Genomic DNA, 17,990 nt, shown 5'->3' with positions numbered 1-17,990 from the left:
TTGCGGGGGCTGCGTGCGTGATGCGCTCAGCCCCGAATGAAAGTGGGATGCATCGCGGGCTTCGACGTCACGACAACGGCGCCGGCGGCGACGCATCGCCCGGCTCGGCCGCGCTGGTCGGTACATCGGACAATTCGGGAATCTCGGGCATCGTCGGCACATTGCGCGGCGACTCGGACGGCATGTTGCCGCGGCCGATCGCGCCGCCCTTGGGCACCGACATCTCCATGCGGATGCGCGCCGGCGTCCTGGCACCGCTGCTGCCACTGCGCAGGTTGCCGCCCACGGTCACGGCCGAAGGCTTGAGGTACGCGTACAGCTGCAGCACGGTCTGCACGTAGTTCTGCGTTTCCTTGTAGTTCGGGATCTTGTTGCCCGCGCGCTGAACCGCACCTTCGCCCGCGTTGTAGGCGGCCAGTGCAAGTTCGATCTGGCCCGGGAACATCGCGATCAGGTCACGCAGGTAGCGCGAGCCGGCGGCGATGTTGATGTGCGGATCGAACAGCTTTTTCTCGATCGTGCCGCGCTTGTCCGTCGCCACGCCGTAGCGCTGCGCGGTGGCCGGCATGAGCTGCATGAGCCCCATCGCGCCCTTGGGCGACACGGCTCTGGCGTCGAAGCCCGATTCGGTGGCGACCAGCGCCTGCAGCAGCTCGTAGTCGATGGCGTGCTTGCTCGACGCATCGCGCAGCGCCGACTTCGCGGTCTTGTAGCCGGGCGAGGCCTCGAACATGGCCAGCAGGTTCTGCGCGGCCGGCGACACCTTGCCGTCGAGCCGGCGGTTGCTACGGCCACGGCCCAGCGGCGACAGGCCCTTCGCGGTGTCGAAGCTCTGGCCGCCGTGGAAGAAGATCTTGTAGCGCTCGTCGACCTTCTCGGCCGCGAAGTGCGCCACGCCGTTGCTGTCGATGTAGCCGTAGATGTCGGCGGCGTGCGCAAGCCCCTGCTGCGTGCACAGCAGAAAGGCCAACCACAGCGAACGCTTGAAAACCGACATGCGTAGGAAGAGAAAGAAAAAAGAATTGGATCAGACGTCGATGTCGACGTCGTCTGCGCGCAATTCCATGAGCTCGCGCCGCGCCGCCGCTTCGCCCTTGCCCATCAGCTTGGTGATCTCGCCCTGGGTGGACGAAAAATCGAACCGGCCCAATTGGACCTTCATCAGGCGGCGGGTGTCCGGATTGAGCGTGGTTTCCCACAATTGTTCCGCGCTCATTTCGCCCAGGCCCTTGAAGCGGCTGATGCTCCAGGCACCCTCGCGCACGCCATCCTTGCGCAGTTTGTCGAGCGTGGCGGTGAGTTCGCCCTCGTCCAGCGCATAGACCTTGGAGGCCGGCTTCTTGCCACGCGCGGGCGCGTCGACCCGGAACAAGGGCGGCTTGGCAACGTAGACATGGCCGGCTTCGATGAGCTTCGGGAAGTGCCGGAAGAACAGCGTGAGCAGCAGCACCTGGATGTGGGAGCCGTCCACGTCGGCATCCGACAGGATGCAGATCTTGCCGTAGCGCAGGCCGCTCATGTCGGGCGTGTCGGCGGGGCCGTGCGGATCGACGCCCACGGCTACCGAGATGTCGTGGATTTCGGTGTTGGCGAAGAGCCGGTCGCGCTCGACTTCCCAGGTGTTGAGCACCTTGCCGCGCAGCGGCAGGATGGCCTGGCTTTCCTTGTCGCGCCCCATCTTGGCGCTGCCGCCGGCGGAGTCACCCTCGACCAGGAACACTTCGTTGTGGCTGATGTCCTTGCTCTCGCAGTCGGTCAGCTTGCCGGGCAGCACGGCCACGCCGGAACCCTTGCGCTTCTCGACCTTCTGGCCGGCGCGCTGGCGCGTCTGGGCAGCCTTGATGGCCAGCTCGGCGAGCTTCTTGCCGTAGTCGACGTGCTGGTTGAGCCACAGCTCCAGCGTCGGCCGCACGAAGCTGGACACCAGTCGCACAGCGTCGCGCGAGTTCAGGCGTTCCTTGATCTGGCCCTGGAACTGCGGGTCGAGCACCTTGGCGCTGAGCACGTACGAGGCGCGCGCGAACACGTCCTCGGGCAGGAGCTTCACGCCCTTGGGCAGCAGCGAGTGCAACTCGATGAAGCTCTTCACCGCGTTGAACAGGCCGTCGCGCAGGCCGCTTTCGTGCGTGCCGCCGGCGCTGGTGGGAATCAGGTTGACGTAGCTCTCGCGCACCGGCTGGCCGTCTTCGGTGAAGGCCACGCACCAGTCGGCGCCCTCGCCCTCGGCGAAGTTGTCGGCGTTCTTGTCGGCATGGCCGCTGCCTTCGAACAGCGGAATGACCGGGTCGCCGTTGAGCGTCTGCATGAGGTAGTCGCTCAGACCGCCCTTGTAGAGCCACTGCTGGCTTTCGCCGGTCTTCTCGACGGCCAGCGTGACGCTCACGCCGGGCATCAGCACGGCCTTGCTGCGCAACAGGTGGGTGAGTTCGCCCATGGGCAGCGCGGCGGTCTCGAAGTACTTGGCGTCGGGCCAGGCACGCACGGTGGTGCCCTGCTTGCGTTCGCCGGCTTCGAGCTTGCGGATTTCGAGCGCCTCGATCACGTCGCCGGCGCTGAAGGCCAGCTTCGCGACCGAACCTTCACGGTGCGAGCTGACTTCGAGGCGCCTGGACAGCGCATTGGTCACCGACACGCCCACCCCGTGCAGGCCGCCCGAGAAGCTGTAGGCGCCGCCCGAGCCCTTGTCGAACTTGCCGCCGGCATGCAGCCGGGTGTAGACCAGTTCGATGACGGGCGCCTTTTCTTCGGGGTGCAGGCCGAAGGGAATGCCGCGGCCGTCGTCCTCGATGCTGACCGAGCCGTCGGCGTGCAGGGTGACCTTGATCTTCTTGCCGTAGCCTGCCAGCGCTTCGTCGGCGGCGTTGTCGAGCACTTCCTGGATGATGTGCAGGGGGTTGTCGGTCCGGGTGTACATGCCCGGGCGCTGCTTCACGGGCTCGAGGCCCTTGAGCACGCGGATGGAGCCTTCCGAATAGCCGGAAGCGGAGTCTGAAGATGTCTTGGGGGAAGTCGCCATGGGGGCGGATTGTAGTCAGTTGGGTTGAAATGACTGGATACCCATACAGGCACCGACGCCAGCCATTTTGCATATCGGCGGCCAGCCTTTTGGCTTTTGATGCCGTCTGCGCATCGAAACCGCACCCACAAATCATCAATGGCCTTGGCCGCCGCGCCGCCTTCCACAGCACGCATTTCGCTACATTCGAAGGATGCAAGCTTCCCCCGCCCCCACCCTTTCGATCAAGCAGGTGCTGTTCTGCGGCGCCATGATCGTCACGCTCTCGATGGGCATCCGTCACGGCTTCGGCCTCTGGCTGCAGCCCATCACGCAGGCGCAGGACTGGAGCCGGCAGACCTTCTCGTTCGCGCTCGCGGTGCAGAACCTGTCGTGGGGCATCTTTGGTGTGTTCGCCGGCATGCTGGCCGACCGCTTCGGTGCGTTTCGCGTGCTGATCGGCGGCGCGGTCTTCTACGCGCTGGGCCTGTTCGGCATGGCGCATTCGCCGACGCCGTTGCTCTTCACCCTGAGCGCAGGCGTGCTGATCGGCGCCGCGCAGGCGGGCTCGACCTACGCCGTGATCTACGGCGTGATCGGCCGGCAGATTCCGGCCGAACGCCGCTCCTGGGCGATGGGCGTGGCGGCGGCGGCCGGTTCGTTCGGGCAATTCCTCATGGCGCCCATCGAAGGCCGCCTGATCGGCGCTTTCGGCTGGCAGACCGCGCTGGCGGTGCTGGCGGTGGTGGTGCTCGTGATCGTTCCGCTGGCCTTCGGCCTGCGCGAACCCAAGACCGCCGCGCTGGCCGGCCACCGCGACCAGTCGGTGCTGCAGGCCGTGGGCGAGGCCTTCCGCTACCCGAGCTTCGGGCTGCTGATGGCGGGCTACTTTGTCTGCGGCTTCCAGCTGGCGTTCATCGGCATCCACATGCCGACCTACCTGCGCGACCAGAGCCTGTCGACCGACGTGGCGGGCTACGCGCTGGCGCTGATCGGCCTGTTCAACGTGTTCGGCACCTACACGGTGGGCCTGCTGGGGCAGAAGCTGTCCAAGCCCAAGATCCTGGCAGCCATCTACCTGGCGCGGGCGGTGTCGATCGCCCTCTTCCTGCTGGTGCCGATCTCGCCGCTCAGCGTGTACGTCTTCTCGGCGGCGATGGGCTTCCTGTGGCTTTCGACCGTGCCGGCCACCAACGCCATCGTCGCGGGCATCTTCGGGGTGGCACACCTGTCGATGCTCAGCGGCTTCGTGTTCCTGAGCCACCAGGTGGGGTCGTTCCTGGGCGTGTGGCTCGGCGGCTTCCTGTACGACACGACGGGCAGCTACAACATCGTCTGGTACATCTCGATCGCGCTGGGCGTGTTCGCGGCGCTGATCAACCTGCCGGTCAAGGAAAGCGCCATTGCGCGCGGCGTCCGGCCGGCCGCTGTGGCGGGCTGACCGCCCGCGCTTTTCCTTTCTTGCAAGGAGCCATCGCCATGACGCCCCGCACACGCAACCACTACCTGGCCCAGGCCGCCTGGTTCGCCGCCGTGCTGGCGGCGCTGGGCGGCGTGTTCGCGCTGTACGTGCATCCGTCGTTCCTGGTGACGCTGGTCGATCAGGTGTGGTCCTGTTTCTGAAAACCGCGCCCTGACATCGACCGCTATGAAAGATGTAGCAGCCCCCGTGCATGCGAGCACGACGCCCTCCGAATGGATCGTGCGCTGGTCGCACCTGCTCGCTCCGAACGCCACCGTGCTCGACGTGGCCTGCGGGTCCGGCCGGCACATGCAGTGGTTCGCCGGGCGTGGGCATGCGGCAACCGGCGTCGACCGCGCACCCGAAGCCGTCGAGGCCGCTGGCGTTTTCGGCCGGGTGGTGGCGGCCGACATCGAATCGGGGCCCTGGCCCTTTGCGGCCCAGCGCTTCGGTGCGGTGGTCGTCACGAACTACCTCTGGCGCCCGCGCATGGCCGACATCGTGGCTGCCGTGGCGCCGGGTGGCGTGCTGCTGTACGAGACCTTCGCGGCCGGCAACGAGACCGTCGGCAAGCCCTCGCGGCCCGATTTCCTGCTGCAGCCGGGCGAACTGCTCGGGGCCTGCGCCAGCCTGCAGGTGATCGCCTATGAAGACGGCTTCCTGTCGGAGCCGGCGCGCTTCGTCCAGCGCATTGCCGCCGTGCGGCCCGGCGAAGCGGCCGCGGGCGCCCCGCCGCGCCACTTCCTGAAGGCCAGCTGAGCTGGCCGACACAACTGTCTCCGGCCCGGCCGGAGTCAGTAGAATGGCCGCTTTCGTCCACCGACAAAGAGATTCCCTTGGAGCAACTGACAGGCAGCATCGTCGCGCTCGTCACGCCGATGCACGACGACGGCAGTGTCGACTACCCCGCCCTGCGGCGGCTCATCGACTGGCACATTGACGAAGGCACCGACTGCCTTGGCGTGGTCGGCACCACCGGCGAATCGCCGACGGTCGATGTGGAAGAGCACTGCGAAATCATCCGCGTATCCGTCGAGCAAGCCCGGGGCCGCGTGCCCGTGATGGCCGGCTGCGGCGCGAACTCGACCAAGGAAGCCATCGAGCTCGCCAAGTTCGCCAAGGGCGTCGGCGCCGATTCGCAACTCCAGGTCGTTCCCTACTACAACAAGCCCACGCAAGAGGGCCAGTACCAGCACTTCAAGGCGATCGCCGAAGCCGTCGGCGACCTGCCCGTGGTGCTGTACAACGTGCCCGGCCGCACCGTCGCCGATATGGCGCACGACACCGTGCTGCGCCTGGCGCAGGTGCCCGGCATCATCGGCATCAAGGAAGCCACCGGCAACATCGAACGTGCCCAATGGCTCATCCGCGACCTGCCGAAGCACTTTGCCGTCTACTCCGGCGACGACCCGACCGCGGTCGCGCTCATGCTGTGCGGCGGCCAGGGCAACATCAGCGTCACGGCCAACGTGGCGCCGCGCAAGATGCACGAACTGTGCGTGGCCGCGCTGGCCGGCGACGTGAAACGTGCCATGCAGCTGCAGTTCGAACTCATGCCGCTGCACCGCAACCTGTTCGTCGAACCCAACCCGATCCCGCTCAAGTGGGCCATGGCCCGCCTGGGTCTGTGCGGCGGCGCCCTGCGGCTGCCGCTCACGGAACTCGGCGAAGCAAGCCGCCCGGCGGTCGAGAGTGCGCTGCGCGCCACCGGCCTGCTCAAGGACTGACGGGGGCCGGGTTTCCCACCGATCACACCGCCTCCCGCCGGCCCTTTCTCCCTGTTCGCAGCAAGGTCAAGCAACCTTTTGCCGCAACAGTGCTCAGAGAGGGCGGGGCGCTGGGGCCCATCGATTGACCGAACCATTCCACCAAGGAAGACGACGTTGAAGAATATTTCGCGACTTGCACTGCTGGCCCTCGTTGCCAGCCTCGCCGCCTGCTCCGTCCTCGAGAGCGACAAGATCGACTACAAGAGCGCAGGCAAGGCCCCGACGCTCGAAGTCCCACCCGATCTCTCCCAGCTCTCGCGCGACAACCGCTACGCGGTGCCGGGCGGTGCGGTCACCGCCAACGCCTACCAGGCGGGCGTCGCGAACGCACCGGGCATCCCCACCGCCGTGGCCAACATCGGCGACGTGCGCATGGAGCGCTCGGGCACGCAGCGCTGGATCGTCATCAACCGCACGCCCGACCAGCTCTGGGAGCCTGTCAAGGACTTCTGGCAGGAAAGCGGCTTTTTGCTGACCACCGACCAGCGCAACCTGGGCATCATGGAAACCGACTGGGCCGAGAACCGCGCCAAGCTGCCACAGGACATCATCCGCGGCACGCTGGGCAAGCTGGTCGACTCGGTCTACTCGACCGGCGAACTCGACCGCTTCCGCACCCGCCTGGAGCGCAACCCCAACGGCAGCACCGAGATCTTCATCAGCCACCGCGGCATGCAGGAGGTCTACAACAACTCCCGCCAGGACCAGACCGTGTGGCAGCCGCGCCCGAGCGATCCTGAGCTCGAGACCGAATTCCTGCGTCGCCTGATGGTCAAGCTCGGCGTGTCGCAAGAGCAGTCGAAGATCCTCGCCGCGACCACCGCAGCGCCGAAGACCGCCACCGTGGCGACCATCGGCAACCAGCCGGTCGTGCAGATCAACGAAGGCTTCGACCGCGCATGGCGCCGTGTCGGCCTGGCCCTGGACCGCACCGGCTTCACCGTCGAAGACCGCGACCGCAGCGCCGGCATCTACTACGTGCGCTACGTGACGCCGAACCCCGACAAGAAGGACGAAGGCTTCTTCGGCAAGCTGTTCAGCGGCTCCAAGAAGGACGAGGCACCGATCAAGTTCCGCATCTCGGTCAAGAGCCAGGGCGAAGCCACCACGGTTTCGGTCCTGAACGAAGCCGGCGCACCCGAAACCTCGGCCAACGCGCAGCGCATCGTCAAGGTCATCGCCGACGACCTGAAGTAACCCGCATGCTCCGCTTCCGAAGCCTCGGCAGCGGCAGCACGGGCAACGCTGCGCTGGTCGAATCGACGACCAGCGCCGGCCGCACCACCCGCCTCCTCGTCGACTGCGGCTTCGGCATTCGCCAGCTCGACCGGCGGCTGGCCCAGGCGGGCCTTGCCTCAGCAGACCTCGACGCCATCTTCATCACCCATGAGCATGGCGACCACATCGGCTGCGCCCATGCGCTGTCGCTGCGCGACCGCATCCCGGTCTGGATGAGCGAGGGCACGTGGCTGGCCACGGGCGGCCGTGATTACGAAGGCCGTCTGAATCTGGCGCGCGACGACGCCGAATTCACGGTCGGCGACCTGTGCCTGCAGCCCTTCACCGTGCCCCACGACGCCCGCGAGCCGCTGCAGCTGCGCTGCACCGACGGCAACCGCACGCTGGGCGTGCTCACCGACCTGGGCCACGCGACGAGCCACGTGCTGGCCCGGCTGTGCGGCGCGCACGCGCTGCTGCTCGAGTTCAACCACGACAGCGACCTGCTCGCCGGTTCGGCCTATCCGGCGTTCCTGAAGCACCGCGTGGGCGGCAACTACGGCCACCTGTCGAACATCGCCGCGGCCGAGATTGCGCGCGCCGTGCTGCACGACGGACTGCGCCACGTGGTCGCGGCGCACCTGAGCGAGCAGAACAACCGGCCCGAGATCGTGCGGCGCCTCATGGCCGAGGCGCTGGGTGGCAATGAGGCCGAGATGCTCACAGCAACCGCCGCGGAAGGCTCGCCCTGGCTCGACGTCTGAACAGGCGGGCATCGACCTCCCCCAATGAAAAAGCCGCCCGAGGGCGGCTTTTTGCATGCTGCGGACCTGCAGCGGAATTACTGCTTCGGTGCCTCGCCCTTCTTGGCGGCCTCGGTCGCGGCGTTGGCGGCGTCCAGGGCCGACGAGGCGGCGGCCGACGGTGCCGATGCAGGTGCGGCGGCCGGCGGTGCAGCGGGTGCGGGCTCGGTCACGGGAGCGGGCGGCGGGGTCACGACCGCGGGCGCGGCGTCCTCTTTCTTTCCGCAAGCCACCAGGGCGGCAGCGGCGATCAGCGAGGCAATCAGGACGGACGACGACTTCTTCATGAGGACTCCTTTGGCAATGAAGGTCTGGAACCAAAAAATTCTAGACTGCCAGCCCCGCCCGGACATGTCGCGGGGATGTATTTGCGGCATTGGCTTACAGGCCGAGCGCGGAGGCCGGAAACGCCGGCCGCCCCTGGCGCCAGCTTTCCTCGAAGCTTTCGCGCAGCGCTCGTCGCGTCTGCGGCACGCTGCTGCACACGCCGCGGCTGCGTTCGGGGTCGATACGGTGCAGGCACCAGGTGGGCGTCCACAGCGCGCTGGGCACCTCTTGGCTGCCACCTGAACGACGTGCCGCGCGACATTCGACGATGTGGTCCCAGGTGCGGCGCCACGTCACGAAACGCGCATGGCCGCGCTCCACCAGGTCAAAGCGCCCCGCCAGCAGCAGCACGCGGCGCCCGCTGGCCGACCAGGCCTGCAGCGCCTCGATGCTCGCGCGCTCGCCCAGGGGCCAGTCGGCGAAGTCGGGGTCGCTGAAGACGATTTCGTTCCAGCCCTGATGCGCGGCGGCAGACAAGGCGTTTCGGATGAGATCCGCGAACGCCTGCGGGCCGTCGAAGCGGCCTTCGGTCAGAACCGGTTCAGCGCCCTCACCCGGCATGCAGCCAGCCCGCCTCGCACCAATCGCCCAGCAGCGCCCGCGCGCCCTCGCTGGCACGGGCCAGGTCGCGTGCGCCGAGCGCGCGCTGGTTGGCCAGCCGCCGCATCAGCGTGGCATCGGCCCCGCCGGCGCGAAAGCTTTCACCGTTGATGTAGATGTGCCGCGCGTCGTAGAGCATGCGCGTGCGGCGGTCGAGCGCAACCTCGCGCAGCACGTCAGGTGCCTGGCCGCCTTCGCCGAACCAGACGTTGGCCTTCGGCTCGGTGAGCGATTCGCCCAGCGCGCGGTCGATCGCATCGGGGTCGCGCAGTGTGGCCTCGACAGCCTTGCGCGCGAAGTCCTGCAGCGCAACCGGCATCGCGGCCGGGGCCTCGACGGCGGGCTGCGACGGGTCGCGGTAGCGCGCGAGTTCGGCGGGGCCCGCGTCCTCCAAATCTTCCGCGTAAGCCTGTGCGACACGCGCCAGCAGGTCGGCGCCCAGTTCGCCCACGGCGCACGAGCGCAGCCCGATGGAGTACGTCATGCAGTCGTCGCCCACCGCCACGCCGTCGTGAGCGTACTTGGGCGGCAGGTACAGCATGTCGCCGGGCTCGAGCACGAAGGTCTGCTCGGGCACGAAGCTCTCGAGCACCTTGAGCGGCACGTCGGGCTGCAGCCGCAGGTCGGACTGCTTGCCGATGGACCAGCGGCGCTGGCCCTGCGCCTGCAGCAGGAACACGTCGTAGCTGTCGAAGTGCGGACCGACCCCGCCCGTGTCGCTCGCGTAGCTGATCATCAGGTCGTCCAGGCGGGCATCGGGCAGGAAGCGGAACTGCCGCAGCAGGTCGTGCACGCCGTCGTGGTGCAGGTCGACACCCTGCACGAGCATCGTCCAGCCCGGCTGCTTCAGCGGCGGCAGCGCGCGCCGGGGCAGCGGGCCGTGCTTGAGCGACCAGCCGGCCTTGCCATGCCGGATCAGGCGGGACTCGACCCCCTCCCGCTCCGCCAGCGCAAAGAGCGCGGAGCGGTCGATCGGCGGCACCATCGAGGGAACGGCCTGCCGGATCAGCAGGGGTTTCTTTTGCCAGTACCGGCGCATGAACTGCGCGGGACTCAGGCCGCCAAGCAAGGGCAGCGGTTGATTGATCTCCATGGGAGAATTCTGCAATGGAAATCTCTGAACAATGCGTGGTCGGCCTGACCTGGACCATGAAAGACACGCTCGGCGATGTGCTGGACGTGCTCGACGAGCCGGTGGAATTCATGGTGGGCGGCGACGACCTCTTCGACGTGATCGAGGCCGCCCTGCAGGGCCATGAGCCTGGCGCGCGCGTCCAACTGCAGATCGAGCCCGAGCAGGGCTTCGGCGACTTCAACGACCAGTTGCTCTTCCTGGAGCCGCGCAAACTGTTCCCCGAAGGCACCGAGGAAGGCATGACCTTCGACGGCTCGGCCTTGCCCAAGGGCGTGAGCGAGGCCATGCCCAAGGACGCGATCTACACGGTGGCCGAAATCTATCCCGACCACCTCGTGCTCGACGGCAACCACCCGCTGGCGGGCATCGCGATCCGCCTGGACATCACGGTGCGATCGGTGCGCGAGGCGACCGAAGAAGAAGTCGGCCGAGGCTCAGCCGGTACCGCCTTCTTCAAGGTGCCGCCGATGGCGCCGGGCAACCAGATGCTGCACTGACACCACGCCATCCCACAAAGCAAAAGCCGGGCACTGCCCGGCTTTTGCTTTGTGGCGCGCGGCCGACCGCCTACAGGCGAGAGATGTGCCCGTTGTCGATGCGCACACGGTCGCCGATGCGCAGGTCGCCCGGGCTTTGCACGTCGAAGGCGCGGTAGCCGCCGCGGTCGGTCTGCACCGAGACGCGATAGCTCTCGTAGGCGCGCGGCCCGTTCTGCTGGGCCTCGATGGCGTTGCCCAGCAAGGCGCCGCCCACGAGGCCGAGGGCCGTGGCTGCGGCACGGCCGTTGCCATGTCCGAACTGGTTGCCCACCACGCCGCCGAGCAGGCCTCCTGCCACGGCGCCGCCGCCCGTCGTGCCGACGCCTGCGGTTTCGCTGCGCAGCACCTCGATGTTGGCCACGTGGCCGTACTCGACGTAGGCCGCTTCCTGGTAGTGGATCGCGCGTGGCGGCGCTTGATAGGGGTAGCGCGAAGTCTGGTAGACCGGGGCCGGCGCGACACAGGCCGTGAGCGTGGCCAGTGCGAGCACGGACGCGGTGACGGAAATGAAGCGCATTGAGATGTTCATGAAAGAGGCTCCTCGAAGAAAACAGCACGCGCCCGGACGGGCGGCATGCCCGCCGTGTCTAACGTCCCAGCCGAAGCCGCGATGACGAAAGACACACGCTGAAACCTTCGAGGCGAACCGCGCGCCGGCAGTTCCGCGCTTTACGCCTTGGATACTCAGGTGCCCTTCAGCTTTGCGGGGCCACAAGCACTCAGTGCTTGCCGGTCGAACCGTAGCCGCCCTCGCCGCGTTGCGAAGCTGCAAATTCGGTGACCACCTGAAACTGGGCCTGCACCACCGGCACGATGACCAACTGCGCGAGCCGTTCCATCGGCTGCAGCACGAAGGGCGTGCTGCTGCGGTTCCAGGCGCTGACCTTCAGCTCGCCCTGGTAGTCGCTGTCGATCAGCCCGACAAGGTTGCCCAGGACGATGCCGTGCTTGTGGCCCAGGCCCGAGCGCGGAAGGATCAGCGCCGCATAGGCCGGATCGGCCAGATGGATCGCGATGCCGGTGCCCACCAGCTGCCAGGCATTGGGTTCGAGCGTGACCGGGGCGTCAAGGCAGGCCCGCAGGTCGAGGCCGGCGCTTCCGGGCGTGGCATACGCGGGCAATTGATCCACCATGCGTGGATCGAGGATTCGGACGTCGACTTTCACTGACTTGCTGCCTTCTTACTTCTGTTGCTGTTCTTTTTGCTTGCGGGCGGCTTCTTCGAGCACCTGCTGCCACTTGGCGACGCCGGGTCTCAGGTTGAGGCCCTTGAGAAAGCGCTTGCCGAACCAGGCCGCCGCGGCGGCGCCCAGGACGAGCACGGAGAGCGGCACGCCGATGGCCCACAGCACGAGGAAGACCATCGCCCCCATGCCGGCCAGCACCTTGAGCGTGCCCGGGGGGATGGCCTTGGTGCCGTCAGTCTTCGCGGCCTCGCCAGCCGGCGATTCACGCCGCGTGGCGACGGTGCCCTGCGCGCCGGGCAAAGGCGTCATGCCGACGTCCAGCCCGTGCTCGGACTCCTTGCCCGGGATGCGGGCAGACTGGCTGGCCCGCGCCGACAGCTGCTCCACGTAACGGGCGAAATCGCCGTTGGGGGGTGTGTTGGATTCGGTGTTCATCAGGCCCTCCCATCTGGAAGCCGCGCGGCAATTTCGGTCATCAGCTCACGCGCCAGCCGGAGCTTGGGCGCGCGGGGCAGCTCGCGCGCGCCCTTGGCGTCCACCAGCAGCAGCGCGTTGTCGTCCTGCCCGAAAGTCAGCGGGCCGATGTTGCCCACGAGCAGCGGAATGCCCTTGCGCTCGCGCTTGGCCTTGGCGTGCTCGACGAGGTTTTCGCTCTCGGCGGCGAAGCCCACGCAGAACAGCTTTTTGGCCTGGGCGCGGTCGCTCTTGGCCACGGTGAGCAGGATGTCGGGGTTCTCGACGAAGTGCAGCACCGGCGTCTGGCCGCTGCCGTCCTTCTTGATCTTCTGGTCACTGTGGGTGGCAGGGCGCCAGTCGGCCACGGCGGCCGTCGCTACAAAAATGCTAGCAGCCTGCGCCGCACGGGTCGTGGCGTCGAGCATCTCCTGCGCCGACAGCACGTCGATGCGGCTCACGCCACGGGGCGTCGGAAGGTGCACCGGGCCGGCCACCAGCGTGACGTCGGCGCCGGCCTCGCGCGCTGCGCGGGCGATGGCGAAACCCATCTTGCCGGACGAGTGGTTGGTGATGCCGCGGATCGGGTCCAGCGCCTCGAAGGTCGGGCCCGCGGTGACCAGCACCTTCTGCCCCGCCAGCAGCTTGGGCTGAAAAAAGGCCGTGATGTCCTCGAGCAACTGCGCCGGTTCGAGCATGCGCCCGTCGCCGGTTTCACCGCAGGCCTGCCAGCCGCTGCCCACGCCCAGCACGGTCGCGCCGTCAACGGCCACCTGCATCAGGTTGCGCTGGGTGGCCGGATGGGCCCACATCTCGCGGTTCATGGCCGGTGCGATCAGCAGCGGCACGCGGTCGGTCGGGCGCGCCAGGCACAACAGGCTCAGCAATTCATCCGAACGCCCTTGCACCAGCCGCGCGATGAAATCGGCGCTGCAGGGCGCCAGCACGATCGCGTCGGCCTCGCGGCTCAGGTTGATGTGCGGCATGTTGTTGGGTTCGCGCGCGTCCCACTGCGAGGTGTAGACGGTGCGCCCCGAGAGCGCCTGCATGGTGACCGGCGTCATGAACTGCTCGGCCGCCTCGGTCATGACGACCTGCACCGTGGCGCCCGCCTTCACGAGCAGGCGGCACAGCTCGGCCGATTTGTAGCAGGCGATGCCCCCTGTGAGTCCGAGGACGATGTGTTTGCCGGCGAGATCTTGCATGGGACATATTGTTGCTCACATACCGACAAGATCAGGAATGGGATGGCCTTGGGCCGAAGAGGCACAAAGGGGACACCTATAATCGCAATTTCCCACTGCCCGGATTCACGCATCCGGAACTGGCATGACCAAATTTGTCTTCGTCACCGGTGGTGTCGTATCTTCCCTTGGCAAGGGAATCGCCTCCGCCTCGCTCGCCGCGATCCTCGAATCGCGCGGCCTCCAAGTCACCCTCATCAAGCTCGATCCGTACATCAACGTCGACCCCGGCACGATGTCACCGTTCCAGCATGGCGAGGTGTTCGTCACCGATGACGGCGCCGAGACCGACCTGGACCTCGGCCACTACGAGCGCTTCATCAATACGCGGATGCGCAAGGCCAACAACTTCACGACCGGTCAGATCTACAAGACCGTGCTCGAGAAGGAACGTCGCGGCGACTACCTCGGCAAGACCGTGCAGGTCATTCCGCACATCACGAACGAGATCCAGGAATACATCAAGCGCGGCGCCGGCATCGGCACCCCGCACGAAGTCGACGTGGCCATCGTCGAAATCGGCGGCACCGTGGGCGACATCGAGTCGCTGCCCTTCCTCGAAGCCGTGCGCCAGATGAGCCTGCGCAACGGCCCGAACAACTCGGCCTTCGTACACCTGTCGTACGTGCCCTGGATCGCCGCCGCCGGCGAGCTCAAGACCAAGCCGACGCAGCACACGGCCAAGGAACTGCGCGCCATCGGCATCCAGGCCGACGTTCTGCTGTGCCGCGCCGACCGCCCGATTCCCGACGACGAGCGCGCCAAGATCTCGCTGTTCTCGAACGTGCCCGAATGGGGCGTCATCTCGATGTGGGACGTCGACACCATCTACAAGGTGCCCCGCATGCTGCACGAACAGGGCCTCGATGGACTGATCTGCGACAAGCTGCGCATCAACACCCCGCCGGCCAAGCTCACGCGCTGGGACGACCTGGTGTACGAGGTCGAGCATCCGCAACAGGAAGTCTCGATTGCCATGGTCGGCAAGTACGTCGACCTGTCGGACAGCTACAAGTCGCTCAACGAGGCGTTGCGCCACGCCGGCATGAAGAACCATGCGCGCGTGAAGATCGACTACATCGATTCCGAAACCATCTCCGCGCAAGACGTCTCGCGCCTGGCGAAATACGACGCCATCCTCGTGCCCGGCGGCTTCGGCCAGCGCGGCGTCGAAGGCAAGATCTCGGCCGCCCGCTTCGCCCGCGAATCGAAGGTGCCCTACCTGGGCATCTGCCTGGGCATGCAGGTGGCCACCATCGAGTACGCCCGCCATGTGGCCGGCCTCAAGAACGCCAACAGCACCGAGTTCGATCCCGAAACGCCCACCCCGGTGATCGCGCTGATCACCGAGTGGAAGGATGCCGACGGCACCGTGAAGACGCGCGACGAGAAGTCCGACCTCGGCGGCACCATGCGCCTTGGCGCGCAGAGCTCCGACGTCTCGCCCGGCACGCTGGCGCACAGCATCTACGGCGACGTGGTCACCGAGCGCCACCGCCACCGCTACGAAGCCAACGTCAACTACCTCGACGAACTGCGCACTGCCGGCCTCGTGATCTCGGCGCTCACGCAGCGCGAGCACCTGACCGAAATCGTCGAGCTGCCGCAGGACGTGCACCCGTGGTTCATGGGCGTGCAGTTCCACCCCGAGTTCAAGTCGACCCCGTGGGGCGGCCATCCGCTCTTCAACGCCTTCATCAAGGCGGCGCTCGACCACAAGGACAAGGGCGCGGGCAGCACGAGCAAGACGCTCAAGGCCGTGGCATGAAGCTCTGCGGGTTCGACATCGGGCTGGACCAGCCCTTCTTCCTGATCGCCGGCCCCTGCGTGGTCGAATCCGAACAGCTGCAAATGGACACGGCCGGCACGTTGAAGGAAATCACGGCGTCGCTGGGCATCCCGTTCATCTTCAAGAGCAGCTTCGACAAGGCCAACCGCTCCTCGGGCACCAGCTTTCGCGGCCCGGGCCGCGACAAGGGCCTCGAAATTCTGGCCAAGGTGAAACGCGAACTCGGCCTGCCCGTGCTGACCGACGTGCACACCCATGAAGACATCACCGAGGCCGCCAAGGTGGTCGACGTGCTGCAGACGCCCGCCTTCCTGTGCCGCCAGACCGACTTCATCCACGCCGCGGCGCAGTCGGGCAAGCCGGTGAACATCAAGAAGGGCCAGTTCCTCGCGCCACACGACATGAAGAACGTGATCGACAAGGCGCGCGCTGCCGCAAGAGAAGCCGGCCTGGACGAAAACAGCTTCATGGCCTGCGAACGCGGCGCCAGCTTCGGCTACAACAACCTCGTCTCGGACATGCGCTCGCTCGCGATCATGCGCGAGACGAAAGCACCCGTGGTGTTCGACGCCACGCACTCGGTGCAGCTGCCTGGCGGCCAGGGCACCAGCTCCGGCGGCCAGCGCGAGATGGTGCCGGTGCTCTCGCGCGCGGCCGTGGCCGTGGGCGTGGCCGGTCTCTTCATGGAGACCCACCCCGACCCGAACAAAGCCCTGAGCGACGGCCCCAACGCCGTGCCGCTCAAGCACATGAAGGCCCTGCTGGAGACGCTCGTCGCGCTCGACCGGGTCACCAAGAAGAACGCATTCCTAGAGGACAGTTTTCAAGCATGAGCAGCGGTTACGTCATTGCCCACGTCGAGGTCACGAATCCGACGCAGTACGAGGAATACAAGAAGTGGTCGAGCGTCGCGATGCAGGCGCACGGCGCCGAAGTCTGCGTGCGTGGCGGGCAGGTGCAGCCGCTCGAAGGCGACTGGAAGCCCACCCGCGTCGTCGTGCTCAAATTCCCCAGCTTCGAGCAGGCCAAGGCCTTCTACGAAACACCCGAATACCTGAAGGCGCGTGAAGCGCGTGCCGGTGCCGCCATCATGAACATGATCGCGGTCGAAGGCCTTTGATTCCGTTTTTTGCCAGCCCACTCCACCAAGAGACCCAGAGAAAGAGATAGAGATGAGTGCAATCGTTGACATCGTCGGCCGCGAAATTCTCGACAGCCGAGGCAACCCCACCGTCGAGTGCGACGTGCTGCTCGAATCGGGCACCATGGGCCGTGCGGCCGTGCCCTCGGGCGCATCGACCGGCTCGCGCGAGGCCATCGAGCTGCGCGACGGCGACAAGGCCCGCTACCTCGGCAAGGGCGTGCTGAAGGCCGTCGAGAACATCAACACCGAGATCTCGGAAGCCGTGCTGGGCCTGGACGCCAGCGAACAGGCCTTCCTCGATCGCACGATGATCGATCTGGACGGTACCGACAACAAGGCCCGCCTGGGCGCCAACGCCACCCTCGCCGTCTCGATGGCCGTGGCCCGCGCCGCGGCCGAAGAGTCGGGCCTGCCGCTGTACCGCTACTTCGGCGGCATGGGCGGCATGCAGCTGCCGGTGCCGATGATGAACGTCATCAACGGTGGTGCGCACGCCAACAACAGCCTGGACCTGCAAGAGTTCATGATCATCCCCGTGGGCGCCAAGAGCTTCCGCGAGGCTGTACGCTACGGCGCCGAAGTGTTCCACGCACTGAAGAAGATCCTGGGCGACCGCGGCATCAGCACCGCCGTGGGCGACGAAGGCGGCTTCGCTCCCAGCGTCGAGAGCCACGAAGCAGCCATCCAGCTGATCCTGGAAGCCATCGACAAGGCCGGCTACACCGCCGGTGAACAGATCGCCCTGGGCCTGGACTGCGCGGCCAGCGAGTTCTACAAGGACGGCAAGTACGTGCTGTCGGGCGAGAACCTCTCGCTCACGGCCGAGAGCTGGACCGACATGCTCGCGACCTGGGTCGACAAGTACCCGATCATCAGCATCGAAGACGGCATGCACGAAGGCGACTGGGACGGCTGGAAGCACCTGACCGAACGCCTGGGCAAGCGCGTGCAGCTGGTGGGCGACGACCTGTTCGTCACCAACACCAAGATCCTGCAGGAAGGCATCGACAAGGGCATCGCCAACTCGATCCTGATCAAGATCAACCAGATCGGCACGCTGACCGAGACCTTCGCCGCCATCGAAATGGCCAAGCGCGCGGGCTACACGGCCGTCATTTCGCACCGTTCGGGCGAAACCGAAGACAGCACCATCGCCGACATCGCCGTGGGCACCAACGCCGGCCAGATCAAGACCGGCTCGCTGTCGCGTTCGGACCGCATCGCCAAGTACAACCAGCTGCTGCGCATCGAAGAAGACCTCGGCGACATCGCTGTCTACCCGGGCCGCGGCGCGTTCTACAACCTCAAGTAGCGCCTCGCAGCCT

Annotated in this window: 20 protein-coding genes; 11 read left to right on the top strand and 9 right to left on the bottom strand. The window is 66.8% G+C overall.

The window, feature by feature from the left end; genetic code table 11:
* Positions 1 to 67: 67 nt before the first annotated feature.
* Positions 68 to 997 carry a lytic transglycosylase domain-containing protein gene (locus ASD34_RS24370; protein ID WP_056583279.1) on the bottom strand — a complete coding sequence of 310 codons (930 nt, stop codon included), beginning with the start codon at positions 995 to 997 and terminating at the stop codon, positions 68 to 70.
* 30 nt (positions 998 to 1,027) lie between these two features.
* Complete coding sequence (locus ASD34_RS24365; protein WP_056583277.1) at positions 1,028 to 3,016, bottom strand: DNA topoisomerase IV subunit B; 1,989 nt, start codon at positions 3,014 to 3,016, stop codon at positions 1,028 to 1,030.
* Positions 3,017 to 3,209: 193 nt separating this feature from the next.
* Between ASD34_RS24365 and ASD34_RS24360 the strand changes: the two genes are divergently transcribed.
* From ASD34_RS24360 to ASD34_RS24340, 6 genes are all read left to right on the top strand, one after another.
* Positions 3,210 to 4,436, top strand: a complete 1,227-nt coding sequence (locus ASD34_RS24360; protein WP_056583275.1) for an MFS transporter — start codon at positions 3,210 to 3,212, stop codon at positions 4,434 to 4,436.
* A gap of 38 nt (positions 4,437 to 4,474) precedes the next feature.
* The gene (locus ASD34_RS27940; protein WP_200937645.1) at positions 4,475 to 4,618 is read left to right on the top strand and encodes a hypothetical protein; all 144 of its coding nucleotides are present in this window, start codon (positions 4,475 to 4,477) and stop codon (positions 4,616 to 4,618) included.
* 25 nt (positions 4,619 to 4,643) lie between these two features.
* Positions 4,644 to 5,216 carry a class I SAM-dependent methyltransferase gene (locus ASD34_RS24355; RefSeq protein ID WP_056583273.1) on the top strand — a complete coding sequence of 191 codons (573 nt, stop codon included), beginning with the start codon at positions 4,644 to 4,646 and terminating at the stop codon, positions 5,214 to 5,216.
* A gap of 71 nt (positions 5,217 to 5,287) precedes the next feature.
* Positions 5,288 to 6,184, top strand: a complete 897-nt coding sequence (gene dapA / locus ASD34_RS24350) for a 4-hydroxy-tetrahydrodipicolinate synthase (protein WP_414929894.1) — start codon at positions 5,288 to 5,290, stop codon at positions 6,182 to 6,184.
* Positions 6,185 to 6,340: 156 nt separating this feature from the next.
* Positions 6,341 to 7,423 carry an outer membrane protein assembly factor BamC gene (gene bamC, locus ASD34_RS24345; RefSeq protein WP_056583271.1) on the top strand — a complete coding sequence of 361 codons (1,083 nt, stop codon included), beginning with the start codon at positions 6,341 to 6,343 and terminating at the stop codon, positions 7,421 to 7,423.
* A 5-nt stretch (positions 7,424 to 7,428) separates the two neighbouring features.
* Positions 7,429 to 8,208, top strand: a complete 780-nt coding sequence (locus ASD34_RS24340; protein ID WP_056583269.1) for an MBL fold metallo-hydrolase — start codon at positions 7,429 to 7,431, stop codon at positions 8,206 to 8,208.
* Between the two features lie 77 nt (positions 8,209 to 8,285).
* On the opposite strand, the gene ASD34_RS24335 is transcribed toward ASD34_RS24340, so the two are convergent.
* From ASD34_RS24335 to ASD34_RS24325, 3 genes are all read right to left on the bottom strand, one after another.
* Positions 8,286 to 8,534 (bottom strand): hypothetical protein, encoded by a 249-nt coding sequence (locus tag ASD34_RS24335; RefSeq protein WP_056583267.1) that lies wholly within the window; start codon positions 8,532 to 8,534, stop codon positions 8,286 to 8,288.
* Positions 8,535 to 8,628: 94 nt separating this feature from the next.
* The gene (locus tag ASD34_RS24330; RefSeq protein WP_056583264.1) at positions 8,629 to 9,135 is read right to left on the bottom strand and encodes a hypothetical protein; all 507 of its coding nucleotides are present in this window, start codon (positions 9,133 to 9,135) and stop codon (positions 8,629 to 8,631) included.
* Complete coding sequence (locus ASD34_RS24325; RefSeq protein ID WP_056583261.1) at positions 9,125 to 10,267, bottom strand: JmjC domain-containing protein; 1,143 nt, start codon at positions 10,265 to 10,267, stop codon at positions 9,125 to 9,127. The genes ASD34_RS24330 and ASD34_RS24325 overlap by 11 nt, the downstream gene beginning before the upstream one ends.
* 14 nt (positions 10,268 to 10,281) lie before the next feature.
* Here ASD34_RS24325 and ASD34_RS24320 point away from each other — a divergent pair, with 14 nt between their 5' ends.
* A complete protein-coding gene (locus ASD34_RS24320) occupies positions 10,282 to 10,806 on the top strand; it encodes an FKBP-type peptidyl-prolyl cis-trans isomerase (RefSeq protein ID WP_056583259.1) in 525 nt (174 codons plus the stop codon).
* A gap of 70 nt (positions 10,807 to 10,876) precedes the next feature.
* Here ASD34_RS24320 and ASD34_RS24315 read toward each other — a convergent pair whose 3' ends face one another.
* The 4 genes from ASD34_RS24315 to coaBC form a co-directional block, all read right to left on the bottom strand.
* Positions 10,877 to 11,377, bottom strand: a complete 501-nt coding sequence (locus ASD34_RS24315) for a glycine zipper 2TM domain-containing protein (RefSeq protein WP_056583257.1) — start codon at positions 11,375 to 11,377, stop codon at positions 10,877 to 10,879.
* A gap of 190 nt (positions 11,378 to 11,567) precedes the next feature.
* Positions 11,568 to 12,014 (bottom strand): dUTP diphosphatase, encoded by a 447-nt coding sequence (dut, locus tag ASD34_RS24310; protein ID WP_056583255.1) that lies wholly within the window; start codon positions 12,012 to 12,014, stop codon positions 11,568 to 11,570.
* Between the two features lie 15 nt (positions 12,015 to 12,029).
* A complete protein-coding gene (locus ASD34_RS24305; RefSeq protein ID WP_056583254.1) occupies positions 12,030 to 12,470 on the bottom strand; it encodes a hypothetical protein in 441 nt (146 codons plus the stop codon).
* Positions 12,470 to 13,693, bottom strand: a complete 1,224-nt coding sequence (gene coaBC, locus ASD34_RS24300; protein WP_056583252.1) for a bifunctional phosphopantothenoylcysteine decarboxylase/phosphopantothenate--cysteine ligase CoaBC — start codon at positions 13,691 to 13,693, stop codon at positions 12,470 to 12,472. The genes ASD34_RS24305 and coaBC overlap by 1 nt, the downstream gene beginning before the upstream one ends.
* A 124-nt stretch (positions 13,694 to 13,817) precedes the next feature.
* On the opposite strand from coaBC, the gene ASD34_RS24295 reads away from it, so the two are divergent.
* The 4 genes from ASD34_RS24295 to eno are packed head-to-tail and all read left to right on the top strand — an operon-like array spanning position 13,818 to position 17,977.
* Positions 13,818 to 15,500, top strand: a complete 1,683-nt coding sequence (locus ASD34_RS24295; protein WP_056583250.1) for a CTP synthase — start codon at positions 13,818 to 13,820, stop codon at positions 15,498 to 15,500.
* Complete coding sequence (kdsA, locus tag ASD34_RS24290) at positions 15,497 to 16,354, top strand: 3-deoxy-8-phosphooctulonate synthase (protein ID WP_056583248.1); 858 nt, start codon at positions 15,497 to 15,499, stop codon at positions 16,352 to 16,354. The genes ASD34_RS24295 and kdsA overlap by 4 nt, the downstream gene beginning before the upstream one ends.
* Positions 16,351 to 16,641, top strand: a complete 291-nt coding sequence (locus ASD34_RS24285) for a DUF1330 domain-containing protein (RefSeq protein ID WP_056583246.1) — start codon at positions 16,351 to 16,353, stop codon at positions 16,639 to 16,641. The genes kdsA and ASD34_RS24285 overlap by 4 nt, the downstream gene beginning before the upstream one ends.
* 52 nt (positions 16,642 to 16,693) lie before the next feature.
* On the top strand, positions 16,694 to 17,977 hold the full coding sequence (eno, locus tag ASD34_RS24280) for a phosphopyruvate hydratase (RefSeq protein WP_056583244.1): 1,284 nt from the start codon (positions 16,694 to 16,696) through the stop codon (positions 17,975 to 17,977).
* Positions 17,978 to 17,990 lie beyond the last annotated feature (13 nt).

Source organism: Variovorax sp. Root473 (assembly GCF_001426505.1).
In the GTDB taxonomy this organism is placed as follows: domain Bacteria; phylum Pseudomonadota; class Gammaproteobacteria; order Burkholderiales; family Burkholderiaceae_C; genus Variovorax.
Note: the sequence above shows the minus strand (reverse complement) of the source record. Positions and strands in the feature narration are given on the sequence as shown.

Bases quoted from the DNA above. Each gene is read 5' to 3' on its own strand.
- ASD34_RS24370 (WP_056583279.1), bottom strand. From the start codon at position 997: ATGTCGGTTTTCAAGCGTTCGCTGTGGTTGGCCTTTCTGCTGTGCACG.
- ASD34_RS24320 (WP_056583259.1), top strand. From the start codon at position 10,282: ATGGAAATCTCTGAACAATGCGTGGTCGGCCTGACCTGGACCATGAAA.
- ASD34_RS24295 (WP_056583250.1), top strand. From the start codon at position 13,818: ATGACCAAATTTGTCTTCGTCACCGGTGGTGTCGTATCTTCCCTTGGC.
- ASD34_RS24340 (WP_056583269.1), top strand. From the start codon at position 7,429: ATGCTCCGCTTCCGAAGCCTCGGCAGCGGCAGCACGGGCAACGCTGCG.
- ASD34_RS24360 (WP_056583275.1), top strand. From the start codon at position 3,210: ATGCAAGCTTCCCCCGCCCCCACCCTTTCGATCAAGCAGGTGCTGTTC.
- ASD34_RS24355 (WP_056583273.1), top strand. From the start codon at position 4,644: ATGAAAGATGTAGCAGCCCCCGTGCATGCGAGCACGACGCCCTCCGAA.
- ASD34_RS24285 (WP_056583246.1), top strand. From the start codon at position 16,351: ATGAGCAGCGGTTACGTCATTGCCCACGTCGAGGTCACGAATCCGACG.
- eno (WP_056583244.1), top strand. From the start codon at position 16,694: ATGAGTGCAATCGTTGACATCGTCGGCCGCGAAATTCTCGACAGCCGA.
- ASD34_RS24330 (WP_056583264.1), bottom strand. From the start codon at position 9,135: ATGCCGGGTGAGGGCGCTGAACCGGTTCTGACCGAAGGCCGCTTCGAC.
- ASD34_RS24325 (WP_056583261.1), bottom strand. From the start codon at position 10,267: ATGGAGATCAATCAACCGCTGCCCTTGCTTGGCGGCCTGAGTCCCGCG.
- ASD34_RS24365 (WP_056583277.1), bottom strand. From the start codon at position 3,016: ATGGCGACTTCCCCCAAGACATCTTCAGACTCCGCTTCCGGCTATTCG.
- ASD34_RS24335 (WP_056583267.1), bottom strand. From the start codon at position 8,534: ATGAAGAAGTCGTCGTCCGTCCTGATTGCCTCGCTGATCGCCGCTGCC.
- ASD34_RS24305 (WP_056583254.1), bottom strand. From the start codon at position 12,470: ATGAACACCGAATCCAACACACCCCCCAACGGCGATTTCGCCCGTTAC.
- ASD34_RS24315 (WP_056583257.1), bottom strand. From the start codon at position 11,377: ATGAACATCTCAATGCGCTTCATTTCCGTCACCGCGTCCGTGCTCGCA.
- ASD34_RS27940 (WP_200937645.1), top strand. From the start codon at position 4,475: ATGACGCCCCGCACACGCAACCACTACCTGGCCCAGGCCGCCTGGTTC.
- coaBC (WP_056583252.1), bottom strand. From the start codon at position 13,693: ATGCAAGATCTCGCCGGCAAACACATCGTCCTCGGACTCACAGGGGGC.
- kdsA (WP_056583248.1), top strand. From the start codon at position 15,497: ATGAAGCTCTGCGGGTTCGACATCGGGCTGGACCAGCCCTTCTTCCTG.